12 protein-coding genes and 1 pseudogene are annotated in these 15,304 nt (G+C 49.7%); 1 reads left to right on the top strand and 12 read right to left on the bottom strand.

The window, feature by feature from the left end; translation table 11 throughout:
- Window positions 1-23 precede the first annotated feature (23 nt).
- The 9 genes from ACFYU8_RS26985 to ACFYU8_RS26945 all read right to left on the bottom strand — a co-directional run bounded on the left by ACFYU8_RS26985 (window position 24) and on the right by ACFYU8_RS26945 (window position 9,756).
- Window positions 24-1,181, bottom strand: coding sequence for a GNAT family N-acetyltransferase (locus ACFYU8_RS26985; RefSeq protein WP_390305569.1), 1,158 nt, complete (start codon window positions 1,179-1,181; stop codon window positions 24-26).
- The gene (locus ACFYU8_RS26980) at window positions 1,162-2,496 is read right to left on the bottom strand and encodes a F390 synthetase-related protein (protein ID WP_390305571.1); all 1,335 of its coding nucleotides are present in this window, start codon (window positions 2,494-2,496) and stop codon (window positions 1,162-1,164) included. The genes ACFYU8_RS26985 and ACFYU8_RS26980 overlap by 20 nt, the downstream gene beginning before the upstream one ends.
- Window positions 2,484-3,335 (bottom strand): MBL fold metallo-hydrolase, encoded by an 852-nt coding sequence (locus ACFYU8_RS26975; protein ID WP_390305573.1) that lies wholly within the window; start codon window positions 3,333-3,335, stop codon window positions 2,484-2,486. The genes ACFYU8_RS26980 and ACFYU8_RS26975 overlap by 13 nt, the downstream gene beginning before the upstream one ends.
- The gene (locus ACFYU8_RS26970; protein WP_390305575.1) at window positions 3,325-4,326 is read right to left on the bottom strand and encodes an NAD-dependent epimerase/dehydratase family protein; all 1,002 of its coding nucleotides are present in this window, start codon (window positions 4,324-4,326) and stop codon (window positions 3,325-3,327) included. Before ACFYU8_RS26970 ends, ACFYU8_RS26975 begins: the two co-directional genes overlap by 11 nt.
- 15 nt (window positions 4,327-4,341) lie before the next feature.
- A complete protein-coding gene (locus ACFYU8_RS26965) occupies window positions 4,342-5,517 on the bottom strand; it encodes an ATP-grasp domain-containing protein (protein WP_390305577.1) in 1,176 nt (391 codons plus the stop codon).
- Complete coding sequence (locus ACFYU8_RS26960; RefSeq protein WP_390305579.1) at window positions 5,507-6,502, bottom strand: beta-ketoacyl-ACP synthase III; 996 nt, start codon at window positions 6,500-6,502, stop codon at window positions 5,507-5,509. Before ACFYU8_RS26960 ends, ACFYU8_RS26965 begins: the two co-directional genes overlap by 11 nt.
- A 171-nt stretch (window positions 6,503-6,673) precedes the next feature.
- Window positions 6,674-7,369: a response regulator transcription factor gene (locus tag ACFYU8_RS26955; protein WP_390305581.1), complete on the bottom strand. Its 696-nt coding sequence runs from the start codon at window positions 7,367-7,369 to the stop codon at window positions 6,674-6,676.
- Window positions 7,366-8,823 carry a sensor histidine kinase gene (locus ACFYU8_RS26950; protein ID WP_390305584.1) on the bottom strand — a complete coding sequence of 486 codons (1,458 nt, stop codon included), beginning with the start codon at window positions 8,821-8,823 and terminating at the stop codon, window positions 7,366-7,368. The genes ACFYU8_RS26955 and ACFYU8_RS26950 overlap by 4 nt, the downstream gene beginning before the upstream one ends.
- A 27-nt stretch (window positions 8,824-8,850) precedes the next feature.
- A complete protein-coding gene (locus ACFYU8_RS26945; protein ID WP_390305586.1) occupies window positions 8,851-9,756 on the bottom strand; it encodes a hypothetical protein in 906 nt (301 codons plus the stop codon).
- 173 nt (window positions 9,757-9,929) lie between these two features.
- On the opposite strand from ACFYU8_RS26945, the gene ACFYU8_RS26940 reads away from it, so the two are divergent.
- Window positions 9,930-10,808, top strand: a complete 879-nt coding sequence (locus ACFYU8_RS26940) for a proline iminopeptidase-family hydrolase (protein ID WP_390305588.1) — start codon at window positions 9,930-9,932, stop codon at window positions 10,806-10,808.
- A 51-nt stretch (window positions 10,809-10,859) separates the two neighbouring features.
- Here the strand turns inward: ACFYU8_RS26940 and ACFYU8_RS26935 are convergent.
- The 3 genes and pseudogenes from ACFYU8_RS26935 to ACFYU8_RS26925 all read right to left on the bottom strand — a co-directional run.
- A pseudogene (locus ACFYU8_RS26935) lies at window positions 10,860-11,045 on the bottom strand (iron chelate uptake ABC transporter family permease subunit); the annotation flags it as partial.
- A 24-nt stretch (window positions 11,046-11,069) separates the two neighbouring features.
- The gene (locus ACFYU8_RS26930) at window positions 11,070-13,082 is read right to left on the bottom strand and encodes a peptidoglycan D,D-transpeptidase FtsI family protein (RefSeq protein ID WP_390305590.1); all 2,013 of its coding nucleotides are present in this window, start codon (window positions 13,080-13,082) and stop codon (window positions 11,070-11,072) included.
- An 11-nt stretch (window positions 13,083-13,093) separates the two neighbouring features.
- On the bottom strand, window positions 13,094-15,145 hold the full coding sequence (locus tag ACFYU8_RS26925; protein ID WP_390305592.1) for a penicillin-binding transpeptidase domain-containing protein: 2,052 nt from the start codon (window positions 15,143-15,145) through the stop codon (window positions 13,094-13,096).
- Window positions 15,146-15,304 lie beyond the last annotated feature (159 nt).

The following is a 15,304-nucleotide window of genomic DNA, read 5'->3' as shown; positions in this document are numbered from 1 at the left end:
GAGGGTCGAAGTGTCAAATGCTATTATAGTTGGTACTTCTCCACCATCTTGATCCCGATCTGATTCAGCAAGAAAGCGAGCACATTCCAAACCGATTGACGATAAAACGGCAAATGTTTGACATACACCGCTGTATATTCGGGTTCCCCCTCGGCTCCTCTGTCCGCTTTGAATGCGCCTACGCCTGCACTTTGATGGAGCAGGATGCCTTTTCTCTCTGCTTCTTGTACCAATAGACACGACAACATCCGATACAGCCCGGTCTCTTTGGGGAGAGTCGTATCGTAGCCAAATAGCGGTGTCGTCATCACACCTTTTCGCTCAAAGTAGCCCAAAATGCCGTCCAATCGTCCATCTTTTTCCAAGCCGATGAGGGTCAATGTCTTCTTTTGTATCGCCAGTCGGACGAATTCCACCGAAAACTGTGGATTATGCTGGGAGTATTTATCCAGATACAGCGCGTTATATAAAGCAACGATTCGCTCGACATGCTGTTCCCCCAGCTCCTCATGACGCAGGATGCGATAGCCGGATTTGGCAAGCATTTTTCGATCGCGGTTGAGCGTATTGCGGACCCGCCACTTGCCCTGGGATGGCCAGTCGGGGTGAAAAAGGTAGACGTAGCGGCTGGGGACCATGAGATAGCCCTTCTCTACGAGCCCCTTGTGGAAATCCGGATACAGCCTGCGACAAACAGAACGAAACGCGATGATATGATCAGGGAACTTTTGCACGCAGCTGTCCGTGATCATCTTCACTTCATCTGCACTCACATCATGATACAGATTTGTTGATAACAGCCAATTGTTAACGATGACCATTTTGTTGCATTGGCTTTTTTTCATCCAGCGTCCAAGCCCTGTCAGAACCGTCGACAATACCCGCCTCAACAGCCTCGAATCGAGCATGCCCAGCTCTTCCCTCGCATACGTCACGTAATGGGTAAACACCGAACTGACATACGAATTGTCGTACTCGGTATCGTTCACTGTTACGGGCATGATCCTATCGCCTACACGGAGTGCATGTAGCTTCGTCTGTACGTTTTGCACATAACGGGATGGCTCTTCCGTCATCATGGGCAACAAGTAGCTTTTGACGTAGTCGGGATCCTGCGCCTGTTCCCAAGGGATGTGTCCCTCAGAGGCCTCTTCATACCATTCAATCGCTTGTCTGCTCACCTTGAACAAACATCCTCTCTACGCGACGCAATTTTTTCGTACCGAGATTCAACTGGTACGGCGCAAACACAATCGCTGGCAATTGTCCTTGCTGATCGGCAATGACTTGCTCCAGACTTTGGCGCACTCGCTCCTGCTCTCGCATGGACGGTCCTTCCCCATCCTTCATGAGCAGTGCTACCTCTACTTGCTCATGACTGAGCTGCCGTACCGTATACTCTTCAATCGCATCAGACGAGGTCATGACAGCCCGACGGATAAAATCGGGAAAGACCGATATCCAACGGGCTTCGTTTTCATGGCGAAATACAAACAGATCATCTGCCCTGCCCTCAATTGATTCCAGCGCCATAAATACAGAGCCGCACGGACATGGCGTACGCTTTTCCGTTAAAATGTCGTTCAAACGATAACGGATAATCGGCTGTGTCGTCCGGGAAAAGTCTGTGATGATCGGAAAGAACCTCTCCTTTTGCTCATCGAGATACTCCTTTTCCACCACCACAAGGTCTTCGTTGACATGCAACGTCCCGTGTGAGCAGCTCACGGCAAGCAGCCCTTCTGTGCACTGATAAATTTGATGCACGACCTGCCCGAACACTTCTGCGATGTACGTTCGATCCAACGGGTCCAGCACTTCCGCCACCGAGAGCACCTTAGTCGGAGATACCCGCAATTTCCCCTGTCGCTGAGCCGTCGCGAGCATTCTCAACATCGAGGCTGGCGCAACCAACACCGTCGGCTGATACTGATTCAGATGATCAAGGTGCTGATCGAGCGGTATTTGCAAATCGAAGAACGAGAATTGAATGCGCCGCCTGTTGACCGCCGTGTACAGGTTGCTGTTCGCTCGCAAGAAAAACGCAATCCGATGTGTAGACCATAACTGACCAGGCAGTGCTTTCGCCAAAATCACCCCTGCCCATTTCGCTTGCTCCTGCGGCCCTACGAGAAAAAGCCCGCGATTGCCAGATGTTCCAGAGGATAAGCCTACGGTCACGCCGTTTAATTGGGGAGTGAAATCGCGGGTCGATTCTGCTTTCAGAGCAATTGCAAACGCTTCTTCCTTCTTGACCCCGCACGTATTCAGCTCGTCAAAATGGTCCATCATGTGCTTTTTATCAATCGGCTCCATCTGTCTCCATTGTTCTTGTGTTCCCAATCTCTTTCGGTAAAAAGGAGAGGCTGGCAAAATGCGAGACAGCATCGCTCTGACCTGCTCTTCTTGCCATTTCACCAGCTGCTCACGCGTGGAAAAACGACGGGCAAGCCACTTCGTTTTTCCATACTGCTTCAAGAGGGTCATGATCTCCATGTGAACTCTCCTCTGCTGGCCTGCCAGACTTCCCCGCAGTGTGTCGGCATAATTTTCATATCGGGACGTTGGCGGGATAACACATGCAGCTTGTGCAATTGCTCGCGATATGCCTGTCGATCCGCCATGATCATCCTAGCCAGAGGATGAGGCAACAGGTTGCCGCGATAGGCTTCACTTGACCAAGCGGCATCCGCGCACAAAAATACATCCCCATGATCCCGATCGCGCAGGAACACGCCAAACTGCCCGATTGCATGTCCGTTCAGATCGACGATGTACAAGCTCTGATCCCCAAACAAATCGTAACCTTCGTCGTATGGCGCGTAAGTCTCAGGCAATGCCACAAGCCCTCCGCGATCAATGAAAGTCACCCGTTCTTCGAAATCGTCAGGCATTAAATCAGGCAAGTACGCCTCCCGTAGCGCCGCCCAACCCGTCTTTCCCTTTACGTGGTTGTAGGCGCTCTCGAAGCAATATAGTCTCGCGTGTGGAAAATCCCGCAAGCCGCCGATATGATCCGCATGAAAATGGGAAATGAGAATTCCCGATATGTCTGTCGTTTTGATTCCGCGTGCTGCGAGCTGCTCAGAAATGCTCTCGTGTGCCTCCGAGAATACGGGCGTTATTTTGCCGTATAGCGAATAAGGAAGCTTGCTCGTGGCTTCAAAAAAGCGCGGCGAATAGCCCGTATCAAAGAGCAGCAAGCCGTGGACGGGGTGCTCGATAAGCCCTACGATGGCGTGGAACGGAATGTTTTTCATCCGGCCGCCTTTTCGCGAAAACATCTCGAGCTGCTTGCAGTAACCTGTGTCCATCAGCGTCAATTTAACGTCCATCGTGCATCCTCCACCAATCTGTAAACGTCTCGATGCCCTCAGCAATGCTCACCCGTGGTTCATAGCCCAGATCGCGCTTTGCCTTGGAGATATCCAAGGTTTGTGATTTGGCGAGCACACCTACCGAGTAACGTGTCAAAACCGGCTCGCGATAGCCCAAAACGGTCTTGGAGAATGCCTCCAGCACCCAAGCTACCGCATACGCCTTCCAATAGGGCAGCTCCTTCGTTTTCAACGGAACTCCCAAGCGACGAAACACATCTGACAACACCTCGATCATCGTCACTGGCTCCCCATTTGTAATGTTGTAAGCCTGTCCCAATGTGTGCTCTGGAGAATCCATACACAAGATCAACGCGTCCACGACATTTTCCACATAGGTCAAATCAACGATCGCCTTGCCTCCATCAATAAGTGGAACGAATTTCTTTTCATTAGCGCGAATCAGTCTGGGAAGAATGGCATTGTCCCCTGGGCCAAACAAGGCCCTAGGACGAATCGTTATTGTCGGAAGCCCTGCAAGAAATGCCTTGTCGACTTCCAGCTCCGCCTGATATTTGGTCTGTGCGTATGTATTAGCAAACCGTACGGGCATCGGCTCATCTTCGCGGATTCCCAGCTTGTCGTCAAAAGCAAAATAAATACTCGGCGTCGATACATGAACCAGCCTCCGGGTCCCGTGTTGCTGGCAGCCCTCGATGACATGAATCGTTCCTGTCACATTCGTCTCGTACATGTCACGGTACGTTCCCCACGGGGAGGAAAAAGCAGCCGCGTGATGCACGATGTCCTGATCGCGGCATGCCTTTAACATGGCTTCTCTGTCTCTTAGGTCTGCCCGAAGGAATCGAATACCTCGCTCCTGCAATAGCCGGCCGATCCGCTCGTCTCGTCCTTGCGCTGTCACCTCATAGCCCATTTCATGCAGTCGTGTAGCCAGCTTCTGTCCGAGAAACCCCGTCGCCCCTGTTACTAGAACTCGCTTGTTCATTTCTTCCTCACGTCCTTACGCCTCTTCTCCGTTCCATTCGATATCGCTTGTACTGCAAGCGATCATGCTTTTTCTCGTTCGAAAACTTTGCCAAGCCAAATCTGCCAGCATGGAGAACTGATCAAAAAAAGGTCGCGGATCATCCCGCCTAAACAGAACATCCCTTGCAGAAAGCAGGTCTCTCCCCCAACGCCTTGCTTCCTCGCCATTCGTCATGCCAAGAAGGCCGTATGTCAGCATCGCCATCCCTAGCATGCTAGCTTGTTTTCCAGCCGGAACGACGGTTTTTCCCCGATCAGAAAAATAAGCAGTCGCAGCCTCTAGCTGTCCTGTAAACAAGTGCACACCGCTTGTCAGGCGTGGATTGCATTCGATCACATATAGCTCTCCCTGCTCATTCTCTATGAAATCAAATGCGATTTGTCCACTAAACTTGTGCCGTTGCACGAAGCGACTAACAAAATCTTTTACCTGTAGATGGGCTGAATAGGCAAAGTGAATCGAGGCGCCCTGCCCTGCTGTATGTGTTGTTTCGTAATCGGCGTACAGAGTGAGCTGTCCATTATGAGCTACAGCGTAGCTGCACACCTGTTTCCCTTTTATAAACTGTTGGACTAGCCATGGTTGCCTACCTGTCGGTTCGGGTAGCGTAGACTGCCCTACCGCAGATGACGGGTCTGCCACGATCCGTACATGAGCTGCGAAGCGAGAATACACGGGCTTCAGTACAACTGCCCCCCTAGCTTGCAGCATGGCCTCCCGCAATTGAGTAGGAGATTGTACCCGCACTGTCTGTGGAACCAGTGCTCCTACCTCGCACGCCATTTCGGCAAAAAGCCATTTGTCGTGCAACGATCGCAGTACCTCGATTCCTTCCACAAGCACTTCACCATAGTCAAGTAAGCGATCCCGCCCGCGCGATACGTAGAATATCTCCTCGCAAGTCGGGATCAAAAGATCGATGCGCTCATGCTGCATGATTTCACACAACTTTTCAATATAAGCATCGGGTTGCTGGCGGGGAGGCGGAACTTGATAGGAGCTTTTTACATAACGAGAGTGCTGGCATAAATGTCGCCGCGCACTCTCCGCTACAATGACCCGATGTCCTGCAGAGCCCAACAAGCGCGCCAGCTCTAACGTAGCAGGAGCTCGGCCTCCTGTCAGCAAGACTGATTGTTTAGTATTCAAGCACAATTCCTCCGAGAGACAATCCGGCAGATGTGCCCAGCAGCAACAAATGATCGCCTCGCCGTACCCGATTCTGCCCAATCGCTTCATGCAGCGCCATCGGGATCGAAGCGGCGATGACATTGCCGTGCTCCGCCAGAATGTTCACCATTTGCTGGTCGTTAAACCCGAGCTTGCTTGCCATGATCCGCATCGCCATCCCACTTGCCTGATGAGGAATAACTGTACGGATTTGCTCCTTGGTTATGGAGGCTCCGGACAGCAAGCGATCCACAAATCCGGTAATCAACTGCGAGGTCAGTCGAAAAATTTTCCGTCCATCCATATCGAATGCAAAGTCAGCTTCTCTTCCTTGTGCAAATTGGCTCGGGTGGATAAGCGTACCGCCACCCCTTATTTCGGAATAGTGCGCTCCTTCACTATATGTTTTCATGCTTGAACCCAAGATGCGGGAGCTTTCTGTGTCTGGCGTCCTGCCGATGACAACAGCCGCAGCTCCATCTCCGAACAGCACGCAGCTCTCCTTTTGCTCCCAATTCAAGCCTGCGGAGGATATCTCTGATGAAATGATCAAAACTCGCTCATAAATACCAAGCGCTATCTGGCACGACATCACATCCAGTGCAGTCACGAAGCTTAGGCATGTCGCATTTATATCAAAGCAGGGAATACCTGATTTGTTTAATTGAAGCTCTTCTTGAATCAAGGCAGCCGTGCATGGAATTTCCTGCTGCGCCGTCCCACTTGCACATACGATACAATCGATATCGTGAAGGGAAAGTCCCGCCACTTCCAAAGCACGCCTAGCAGCGATGGCCCCCATCTGTGCAGCCGTTTCATTCGTCACAAAATGCCTGACGCTTACCCCGGACTTTTTCTCTACCCATCCAGCCGCAAGTCCCAGCTTTTCTTCTAGTTCTGCCGCTGTCACTCGCCGAGTGGGCAAGTATTTCCCTGTTCCGAGGATTTTGATTTTTCTCTCCATAATCTGTGTCTCCCTTAGCTCGCATTACTCACACACTATTCCATGTCTGCCATTTATTTTACCGAAGTTTGTCGATTTATGGTAAACAGAATAAACACTTGGTACTAATTACCCAAGTGTTTACGTATGCAGCATTTCTTTTCTTACCCAAGCTTTACTCGAATCCACCTACTATAGTAAAAATCGATATCCGACACCCCATACCGTCTCGATGTATTGCGGCTTAGACGGATCACGTTCCATTTTTTCCCGCAACTTGCTGATATGCACTGTCACCGTGGCGATATCCCCGTACGAATCGAGACCCCAAATCTTTTCAAATAGCTCTGTTTTGCTAAACACCCAGTTGGGGTGGGTTACCAAAAAGAGCAGGAGGTCGTATTCCTTGGAAGTGAAAGCCACTTCGCTTCCGTTGATGTAAACTCTTCTCGCTAGCTTGTCGATGCGAATTCCACGAAGCCTGATCTCCTCTTTTGCTGTACGTGGTTTGGAATCGGAGACGAGACGGTCGTAACGGGCCAGATGGGCTTTGACCCTCGCTACCAGTTCTCCTAAGCTAAAAGGCTTGCTGATATGATCGTCGGCCCCCAAACCTAACCCACGGATCTTGTCGATGTCTTCCTTTTTAGCGGAAACGAGCAGGATCGGAATATTTTTGGCTTCCCGGACTTGCTTGCAGATTTCGAAGCCATCCACGATCGGGAGCATCAGGTCTAGAATCAGGAGGTCATACTCCTCTTGCAGTGCCTTTTGCAAGCCCGTATCGCCAGAAATAGCGACATCGACCGAGTAGCCGTTTGCCTCCAAGTAATCCTTTTGCACCTCTGCGATCACCGCGTCATCTTCAATGATTAAAATGTGCTTCATTCCGTGTCACCCCCGGCTCTCTTGAGATCTGGTAAGGTAAAACAAATACGAGTCCCGCGTCCGCGCTCACTCTCCGCCCATACACGACCACCGTGCCCCTCCACAATTTGTTTGACGATGGCGAGTCCAAGTCCACTGCCTCCCGTGGCCAAATTACGCGAAGGATCAGCCCGATAAAAGCGGTCAAAAATATGAGACATTGCACCTTTTTCAATTCCTGTCCCATTGTCGGAGATCGCCACGACCACTTCACCGTCGGCTTTCTCCACTTCCAATCGGATCAGCTTCTCTTCCTTGTTCAAGTACTTCAGGCTATTGTCCACGATATTCATGAGCACGCGATGGAGTTTTTCCTGATCAGCCATGACTGGAATCGGACTTTCATTCTCCTCATCATAGCGAATTAGAACGCCGTGCATCCGCGGGTCTAGCCGCAGCTCCTCGGCTAACTGAGCCATATATGCTCGCATATCGACTTCTTCAAAGTGAAACGGAAGCTTGTTCAAATCCAGTCTCGAGAATAAAAACAACTCATCAATCAGGCGGTCCATCTGTTCTGATTTGATGGCAATCATCTGCATATATTTTTCCCGCTTCACTTCCGTATCCGCAATCCCTTCCTGAACTGCTTCCACACATGCCTTGATTCCAGTTATGGGTGTTTTCAGATCGTGCGAAATACTGGAAATCAGTTGTTTGCGATTTTCCTCATACTGAAGCTGCAAGTGGATCGAATCATACAATCTGCCACGCATCTCTTCAAATGCTTCCCCCAGCTCTCCCAGCTCATCTTTGCGATGGAGTTGAACAGGGCGCTCCAGATTACCTTCCTTAATTTCGTTCGCTGCCTGCTTTAAGGCGTACAAGGGTCGAATGATACTGCGTGAGACAAGAAACGTTAGTACACCGTTCGTCAACGCCACAATCGTAAGCAAACTGAGAATCAATGCGATAGAAAAATAAATGCCTGTCTGCATATACGGGAAAGAATTCGCGAGGAAGTAGAGCTTTCCTTTACTCTGATCAGCAAACGTAAACTCGACCGTATCCAACGTGTAGCCGTCCTCTTTAAACTGTTTCCAGCTATGCATACGCCCCTGATCCGACTGAGCCTTCATATAGTCAGGCAAGTCAGCGTCATCAATCGACTGGGAGACGAATAGCACTTTTTCATCCTTTGTCAGTATCAATGCTCCGCCTACTGCTTGTAGCTGCTCATCCGTCTCTGTCAGCATGTTCTGGTTCGTCAATTGATTGGGAGCGTATTTGGCCATGAATGTGACACCGGCAAACAACTCATCCCGTTTATTGAGCGTATCACGAAGGAACGGTTTGCCTGCTTCTCGTTCCCCCCAAAAGTAATTCGCCAATCCCGAGGCAACCAAACCAAACAAAACAAGGGGAATGATAATCATGGCAATATAGGAGAGCAACAGTCTTGTTTTGATTGACATCGTTCATCACCCCCTTGCAGTCTTGGATTACTCGGAATCGGAATGCTTCGTCCAGTCTTTTCTCCATTTGTTCTTCATGTCCTCACGGGAAACCTTCTCGACTTGCTTGCCAGTAAGATCAATGCGATCAGGTGTGGTCGTACCTAGATCGGACAGGCGGATATTCAAAGAAAGCTGAAGCTTATGCTCTTTACCAGACGCGTCCGTTCCAGAGAGGTGCACCACAGCAGATTGCTGTTCGATTTGATTTTTTTCGTCGATCTTGGCGTTCAGCAATACATGGTCCACTTGAAAATCCTCCTGCAAGCGAGGGAGCTTGACAGTTAGATGGTTTTCAGCGGAAGACGCTTCTTGACTATGCTCGGCGAGCTTATCATAGATAATCGGTCCGGCTGCCTGGATAAATGCCGGAATTTGCTCCTCGGAGAGCTGAAGCGACGTACGCTTACCTCCATCCGGTAGATTCTCAACGGTCGCGTTTTTTCCGAGATCGCCGAATACCGTAGCAAACAGCTTATGCATCATTGCCCCGCGTTTGTTATCGGCGTCATTTTCTGGTTGGTGTCTTCTATCCATTTTTTCCATGACCCGATAAACGTTACTATCCCCTTTTTTAACAACGACTTGATCTTTTTCCAGAAAGGCTTGCATGCTTTTCTCGCCCAACATATCTGTAAAAGTCACGTCCACATTTCCGATGTGCTGGTTATGATCGATCTTTGCGACTCCCTCCAGAGTGAGCAGCTGCGCTCCGTTGTCTGTGAGTGCTAGCTGCGCGTGGGCCGTCATGCTCTTCGCTTCCTTCGTTTGATGCAGAGCTGATTTATACACGCCCATTGTCGTGTTATCCGCACTCGCCGATGCCCCGTATCCCCAAATCAATGCTCCTGTGATTCCAACCGACAAGCCCATACCCAACCATTTTTTTCGCATGTTGATCCCTCCTATTTTATCGAAAGCAGCTGTCATCGCTTTCTATACCAGTGATGATAAAAGGAGGGTCTAAACACGCTCTAAATCAATTCTAAAAAAAGTGTAAAAACAATTCCATATGCTATATTGAGAGAAGGAAAGATCAGCATGAACCTGAAGTGGAGGCATTATCGATGAGCATGCAAGAAGGCTATATTGAAGTTCCTGGCGGAAGAGTATGGTACAGTCGTGTCGGCGAAGGGGAGAAAACGCCTCTAATCGTCCTTCACGGAGGACCAGGCAATACGCACGATCCGCTCAAATCAACGCTTCATGTCTTGGGAAACGACAGACCTGTCATTTTCTACGATCAGCTCGGGTCAGGAAATTCCGATCGACCAACTGATCTGTCTCTTTGGAAAACGGAGCGCTTTGTGGAAGAGCTGGCTTGCGTAAGACAAGCACTTAACTTAAAAGAGGTTCACATCCTGGGGCACTCGTGGGGCACGATGCTGGCAGCCGCTTATTTGGTGGATGCCAAGCCGGAAGGGGTACAGAGCGTCATCTTCTCCAGCCCATGTCTGAGTGCAGAGCGCTGGAAACAGGACGCCGATCGTTTAATCGAGCAATTGCCAGTTGATGTGCAACAAACCATCGCCACACACGAGGAGCAGGGCACAACTGATTCACAAGAATACCAGGATGCCATGAAGGAATACTACAAGCGCCATGTGTGCCGCCTTGAACCAATGCCAACAGTCATGACAGAAAGTCGTCCAAAAGCGAACAAAGAGGTGTACATGACGATGTGGGGACCGTCCGAGTTTTGCCCGACAGGGAACTTGAAAACGTTCGACTACACACCCAAGCTGCATCAAATCCATATCCCTTCTCTGTTCGTTTGCGGTCGTTATGATGAAGCGACTCCAGAATCGACCGGTTATTATCAGTCTCTGGTGCCAAACGCCGAGCTCCATGTCTTCGAGAACAGCTCGCATGTCGGCTATTTGGAAGAGACCGAGGAATACGTACAAGTCATCCGCAGCTTTTTGCAAAAAGCAGATACGAAGTAATGAAATAGGACCGAATCTCGCAAGTCATTTTGCAAGATTCGGTCCTTTGTTTTATGTTCCTCTTCTTTTCTCTTTTCCAATCAAATACAAGAAATACGGAGCCCCAATGACAGCTGTCACGATTCCCACGGGAACCTCCATCGGCGGCAAAAGCCATCTGCCTAGCCCATCAGCCGCGACCATGAGCGTAGCACCGAGCAGAGCTGCGACCGGGAGAAGAAGCGCATGCTTCCCTCCAGAACCACTTCGAACAGCCTATTCTTATCTCTTAAATCCGATATGCTTGTCATACACGTCGTACACGGAACGGGAAATGATCGCAGCCGATCTTCCCCCATAACCACCCTCAGGAACAATCACGGCTACTGCCAGGACAGGATCGTCGACAGGCGCATACGAAATGCTGACACCATTCGTAATGCGGGCGTGCATTTTCCACTTTGTCTTTTGCTTTCCTGTTTTTTCGTCTGTCACGGTCGTCGGTACATAAATATCTTGCTCAGATGTTCCCGTTTTTGCGGCAACCTGAAACGGCATTCCTTCATACGCACGGACTGCTGTTCCCCCTGGCTTCGTCACCATCACCATGCCTTGCTCTAGAATGTCCCAGTATTTATCAGGGTGAGGGAAGGTGCTCATAGTTTTGGGTGTGTACGTTTTCACCAATTTTCCTTCTGGGTCGGTTATTTTATCAACCATTTGCGGCTGCAAACGAACGCCTTTATTCGCTAATGTCGCCGCAAACTGTGCCAATTGCATCGTCGTTGCCCGTACTTGCTGCCCGAAGGAAGCCTGCACCATCGATGCTAACGGACCGTAATTTTCATTCATTACCAAATAGTCTTCTTTGCCTTTGTTTTCATTCGGCAAATCCACGCCAGTCTGAACCCCTAATCCGAATGCGTGATAGTACGATTGCAGGATGGACGCTGATTCTTTTCCCTTTCGACGGGACAGCTCCTCCCCGATTCTCGCCATGTACGTATTCGATGACTTTTGCAGGGAAATTGCAGGTGTAATCATACCATGCGCTTTGGAACTGTCGTTCTTAATTCGGTCGGTACCACGTCCATAGTGATACACACCTGCATCATTCCAACGATCGGCGGGAGAGATGATGCCTTCCTGTAAACCGAGCAATACCGTAATCGGCTTGAGGACAGACCCTGACGGCACAATCGAGCCCGGGTGCTTGTAGCCCTCCTGAATGGCGGCTTCGCCTTTTAATGGCCGCGTATCGTATGGGGCTTCCCGAATCGTCCCATTCGTCACCACCAGCTTGATCTCGTCATACGTTTTTTGATCCGGTCCCTCAATCCATACGTTTGGATCGTATTCCGGATAACTGACCATCGCGACGACCTTGCCTGTCTTAACCTCGACTGCCACGACGTACGCTCCCTTTGCAGCCCTTGCCTCAGGGATTGTTGCACGCATCTTCGGAAGAAACTCTCGGATCGAATCCCGAATACCTAGCTGTACCCGCTGATCAATGGTGAGATACACATGATTGCCGGGAATGGATGGAACTTCCTCCACTTGCTTCACAACCGTCTGATCTGCTGCGACCTCATACATGTGGTAACCGTTACTCCCGCGAAGCTCTTTTTCGTAAGAGAGCTCAATCCCATCGAACCCGACTAACTGGTTGGGCAAATACAGCGCGCTCTCATCCTTGTAGGAGGCGAGCTTCACATTTTCAGCAATGTGATAAGGCCGGACATACCCGACCGCCTGTACAGCGATTTGCTTGGGATCGTATTTCCTGATCGGTTTTGTCACCACTTCAATCCCCGGCAGATCACCGCGATGCTCACCCAGTACCGCGATTTCTTTCTCCGTCAAATCCACCTTCAGTTCTTTTTCCAAATAGCGCGGCAGTTGTCGCGCCGCTGCCACATAATTGCCTTTCTCGTAGGCATAGCCGACATCCATCTTTTTTAACAGCGTGGCTTTGTCGAGCTTCAGTATTTTCTCCAGCTTTTCCACCAAGTCAAAGTACGCTTTCTTCCCCATAATCTCTTGTTCACGGAAGACAGCGAGATGGGAAGGTCGACTTTCGGCAATGACATACCCGTTGCGGTCATAAATGTTTCCTCGCATAGCGGGAATGTAATCTTTTTTATACGATCGGTCTGCCAGCTCATTTGCATAAACGCTCCCTTGCTGGATTTGGATTTGCGCCAATCTCAATATGATTGCCACAAACATGAGAAATACGACGATATAGACGATTTGCAGTCGTTTCAAACGATCATTTTTTGCTTTCTTCATACTTGCTCTCCCTACTCTTTCAGTACCTTCGTGAATATCCGTTTAATACGTGCATCGAGTACGTGACTACCCCCTCGACCACGAACGTCTTCGATCATCATGGTAACCAGCAAACGCGGATCATCTACATTAAAAACGGCGTACCATCCGTTTTCCACTCCGAGCTCGCCTTTTTTCTGTTTCAGCTCAGCTGTTCCAGTCTTGCCCGCCATGCGTATACCAGACACGCGTGCTCCTCGTCCGGTTCCGCGTGGGTCTTCCATAACCTGTATCAGATGCTGCTTCACTGTGCCAGCCACATCAGCAGGTATGACATTCGTTTTCCAATACCCTTCTTTTTTGTCTTCCTGCAACAGTGATGGATAGACGATATTTCCGTCATTTGCAAAAGCACTGTACACCAACGCGAGATGAAGCGGCGTCATCGTTACTTCGCCCTGACCGTATCCGGAGTCCGCCAATTGAATCTCGTTTTTAAAACCGTCGTTATACAGCTTCGACTTTTCCAGTGGAAAGGGAAGTGGAAGAGCTTCATGGAATCCAAACAGCTCGCTCTTTTTCACGAATTGCTCCTCCCCCATGGAAAGTGCCGCTTTCGCAAAATAAATATTGTCGGAGTACACCAATGCTTTCTCTAAATTGACAGGCCCACCGTAGTCGCTGACCCGCGTTACCTCGTATCCACCCCAGGACGCATCTTTTTGCCAATGCAGTCCACGGACGTGGATACTGTCCGCAGGGGTAATTGCTCCTGACGTAAGGCCAATCGCTGCCGTAATCGGTTTGAAGGTAGAACCCGGTGCAAACCCGCGCGCGAATCGATTGAGAAGCGGCTTTTGCGGATTTTCATTGATTTGTTTCCACTCCGTAGCCGACATCCCAAGCACAAACGCATTCGGATCAAAGGACGGAGAATTGACGAGGGCCATGATTTCCCCGGTCTTTGGTGAAATCGCCGCAGCCGTGCCTGCTTCGTTTTTCAGCTCCTGGTAAATCGTTTTCTGTACCTCCGCATCGATCGTTAACGCCAGTGGCTGTCCATGCTTGGCGAAGCGTTCCGCCACGTTCTTTTTTTCCGTTCCATCTGCATCCGTAATGACGATACGTCCACCTGCACTCCCTCTTAGCTGCTCCTCAAAAATTTGTTCCAGTCCTGATTTTCCAATCACATCGGACGTTTTATAGCCTTGATCCTTTCGCTTCTCGTACTCTTCCTGATTGATTGCGCCTACGTATCCAACCAGATGGGCCGTCGCTTCGTGATAGGGATAATAGCGGACTTGCTTTTTATGCAATTTGAGCCCTTCTATTTTTTCTAATCGCTGGATGCGTGCATCGTCCTGCGGCAGCGTCGCGATCCGAATAAACTTGACCGACTTGCTTGTCGTTGCCTGGGCCTTTGATGTGAGGTCATCCAACGGAATTTGCAAAAGCTTGCTGACCTCCATTTTCCCAGCCTGTGACGTCTGTCCCCATTCTCCCGGATGTATCCCGATATCTACCACGACACGCTCTGTTGCCAATGGACGCCCTGCCCGATCCGTGATCTCACCTCGTCTGGGATACACCGTATTAGCTCTTACTTTGTCCCCTTCTTTCATTTCCGGAAAAATAAAAGAAGGATTCCAATGAATGTACCAGTCCTCCAAGTCGTTCTGTGTTTCTTTGACAAGCGTTGCTTTCCCTGTAAAGGAAATCGGTTCGACGAAAGTTTCCATCGTCAGCCGGTAATGAAAGTTGATCTGCCCATCCTCACCTGGCGTCACGTCGCCATTGTACATCGGCTCGACCGCTATCGCTTTGGCCTCGATTCCTCCGTAAATGTTTTGGTAACGCGAAACGAAATCTTCTTTACTGATGGTCTTTTTTGTATGTAAAGAAAGCTGCTCGTACATGCCAGAGAATTCCTGTTGTCCCCATTTTGTCGCATACGCGGTGAATGCTGCCTTTGCCCTATCGCCATCCGACTTCGCGGTGTCCTTTAAAAAGTCCCAGAAAAAATAGAAAAACCCTGAAAGAACAACGACAAACACTGTCCAAAATACCAACCATGTCTTTTTCACTAGTCATTCACCTTCCCTATCACACGATATTACAGTCGGATACCATAATATATGGAAGAGATATGATGACAAGATGAGACTATTCTCATAGGACGATGATAAGTGTCAGACAGTTACATCAAATGCAAAAAAACACAGGAAATTCATCCTGTGTCTGTC

Source organism: Brevibacillus sp. NPDC003359 (assembly GCF_042878995.1).
Classification (GTDB): Bacteria; Bacillota; Bacilli; order Brevibacillales; family Brevibacillaceae; genus Brevibacillus.
The sequence above is the reverse complement of the archived record's forward strand: the minus strand, read 5'-3'. Positions and strand labels throughout refer to the sequence as shown.

Bases quoted from the DNA above. Each gene is read 5' to 3' on its own strand.
- ACFYU8_RS26955 (WP_390305581.1), bottom strand. From the start codon at position 7,369: ATGAAGCACATTTTAATCATTGAAGATGACGCGGTGATCGCAGAGGTG.
- ACFYU8_RS26930 (WP_390305590.1), bottom strand. From the start codon at position 13,082: ATGAAGAAAGCAAAAAATGATCGTTTGAAACGACTGCAAATCGTCTAT.
- ACFYU8_RS26970 (WP_390305575.1), bottom strand. From the start codon at position 4,326: ATGAACAAGCGAGTTCTAGTAACAGGGGCGACGGGGTTTCTCGGACAG.
- ACFYU8_RS26940 (WP_390305588.1), top strand. From the start codon at position 9,930: ATGAGCATGCAAGAAGGCTATATTGAAGTTCCTGGCGGAAGAGTATGG.
- ACFYU8_RS26950 (WP_390305584.1), bottom strand. From the start codon at position 8,823: ATGTCAATCAAAACAAGACTGTTGCTCTCCTATATTGCCATGATTATC.
- ACFYU8_RS26980 (WP_390305571.1), bottom strand. From the start codon at position 2,496: ATGGAGATCATGACCCTCTTGAAGCAGTATGGAAAAACGAAGTGGCTT.
- ACFYU8_RS26945 (WP_390305586.1), bottom strand. From the start codon at position 9,756: ATGCGAAAAAAATGGTTGGGTATGGGCTTGTCGGTTGGAATCACAGGA.
- ACFYU8_RS26975 (WP_390305573.1), bottom strand. From the start codon at position 3,335: ATGGACGTTAAATTGACGCTGATGGACACAGGTTACTGCAAGCAGCTC.
- ACFYU8_RS26960 (WP_390305579.1), bottom strand. From the start codon at position 6,502: ATGGAGAGAAAAATCAAAATCCTCGGAACAGGGAAATACTTGCCCACT.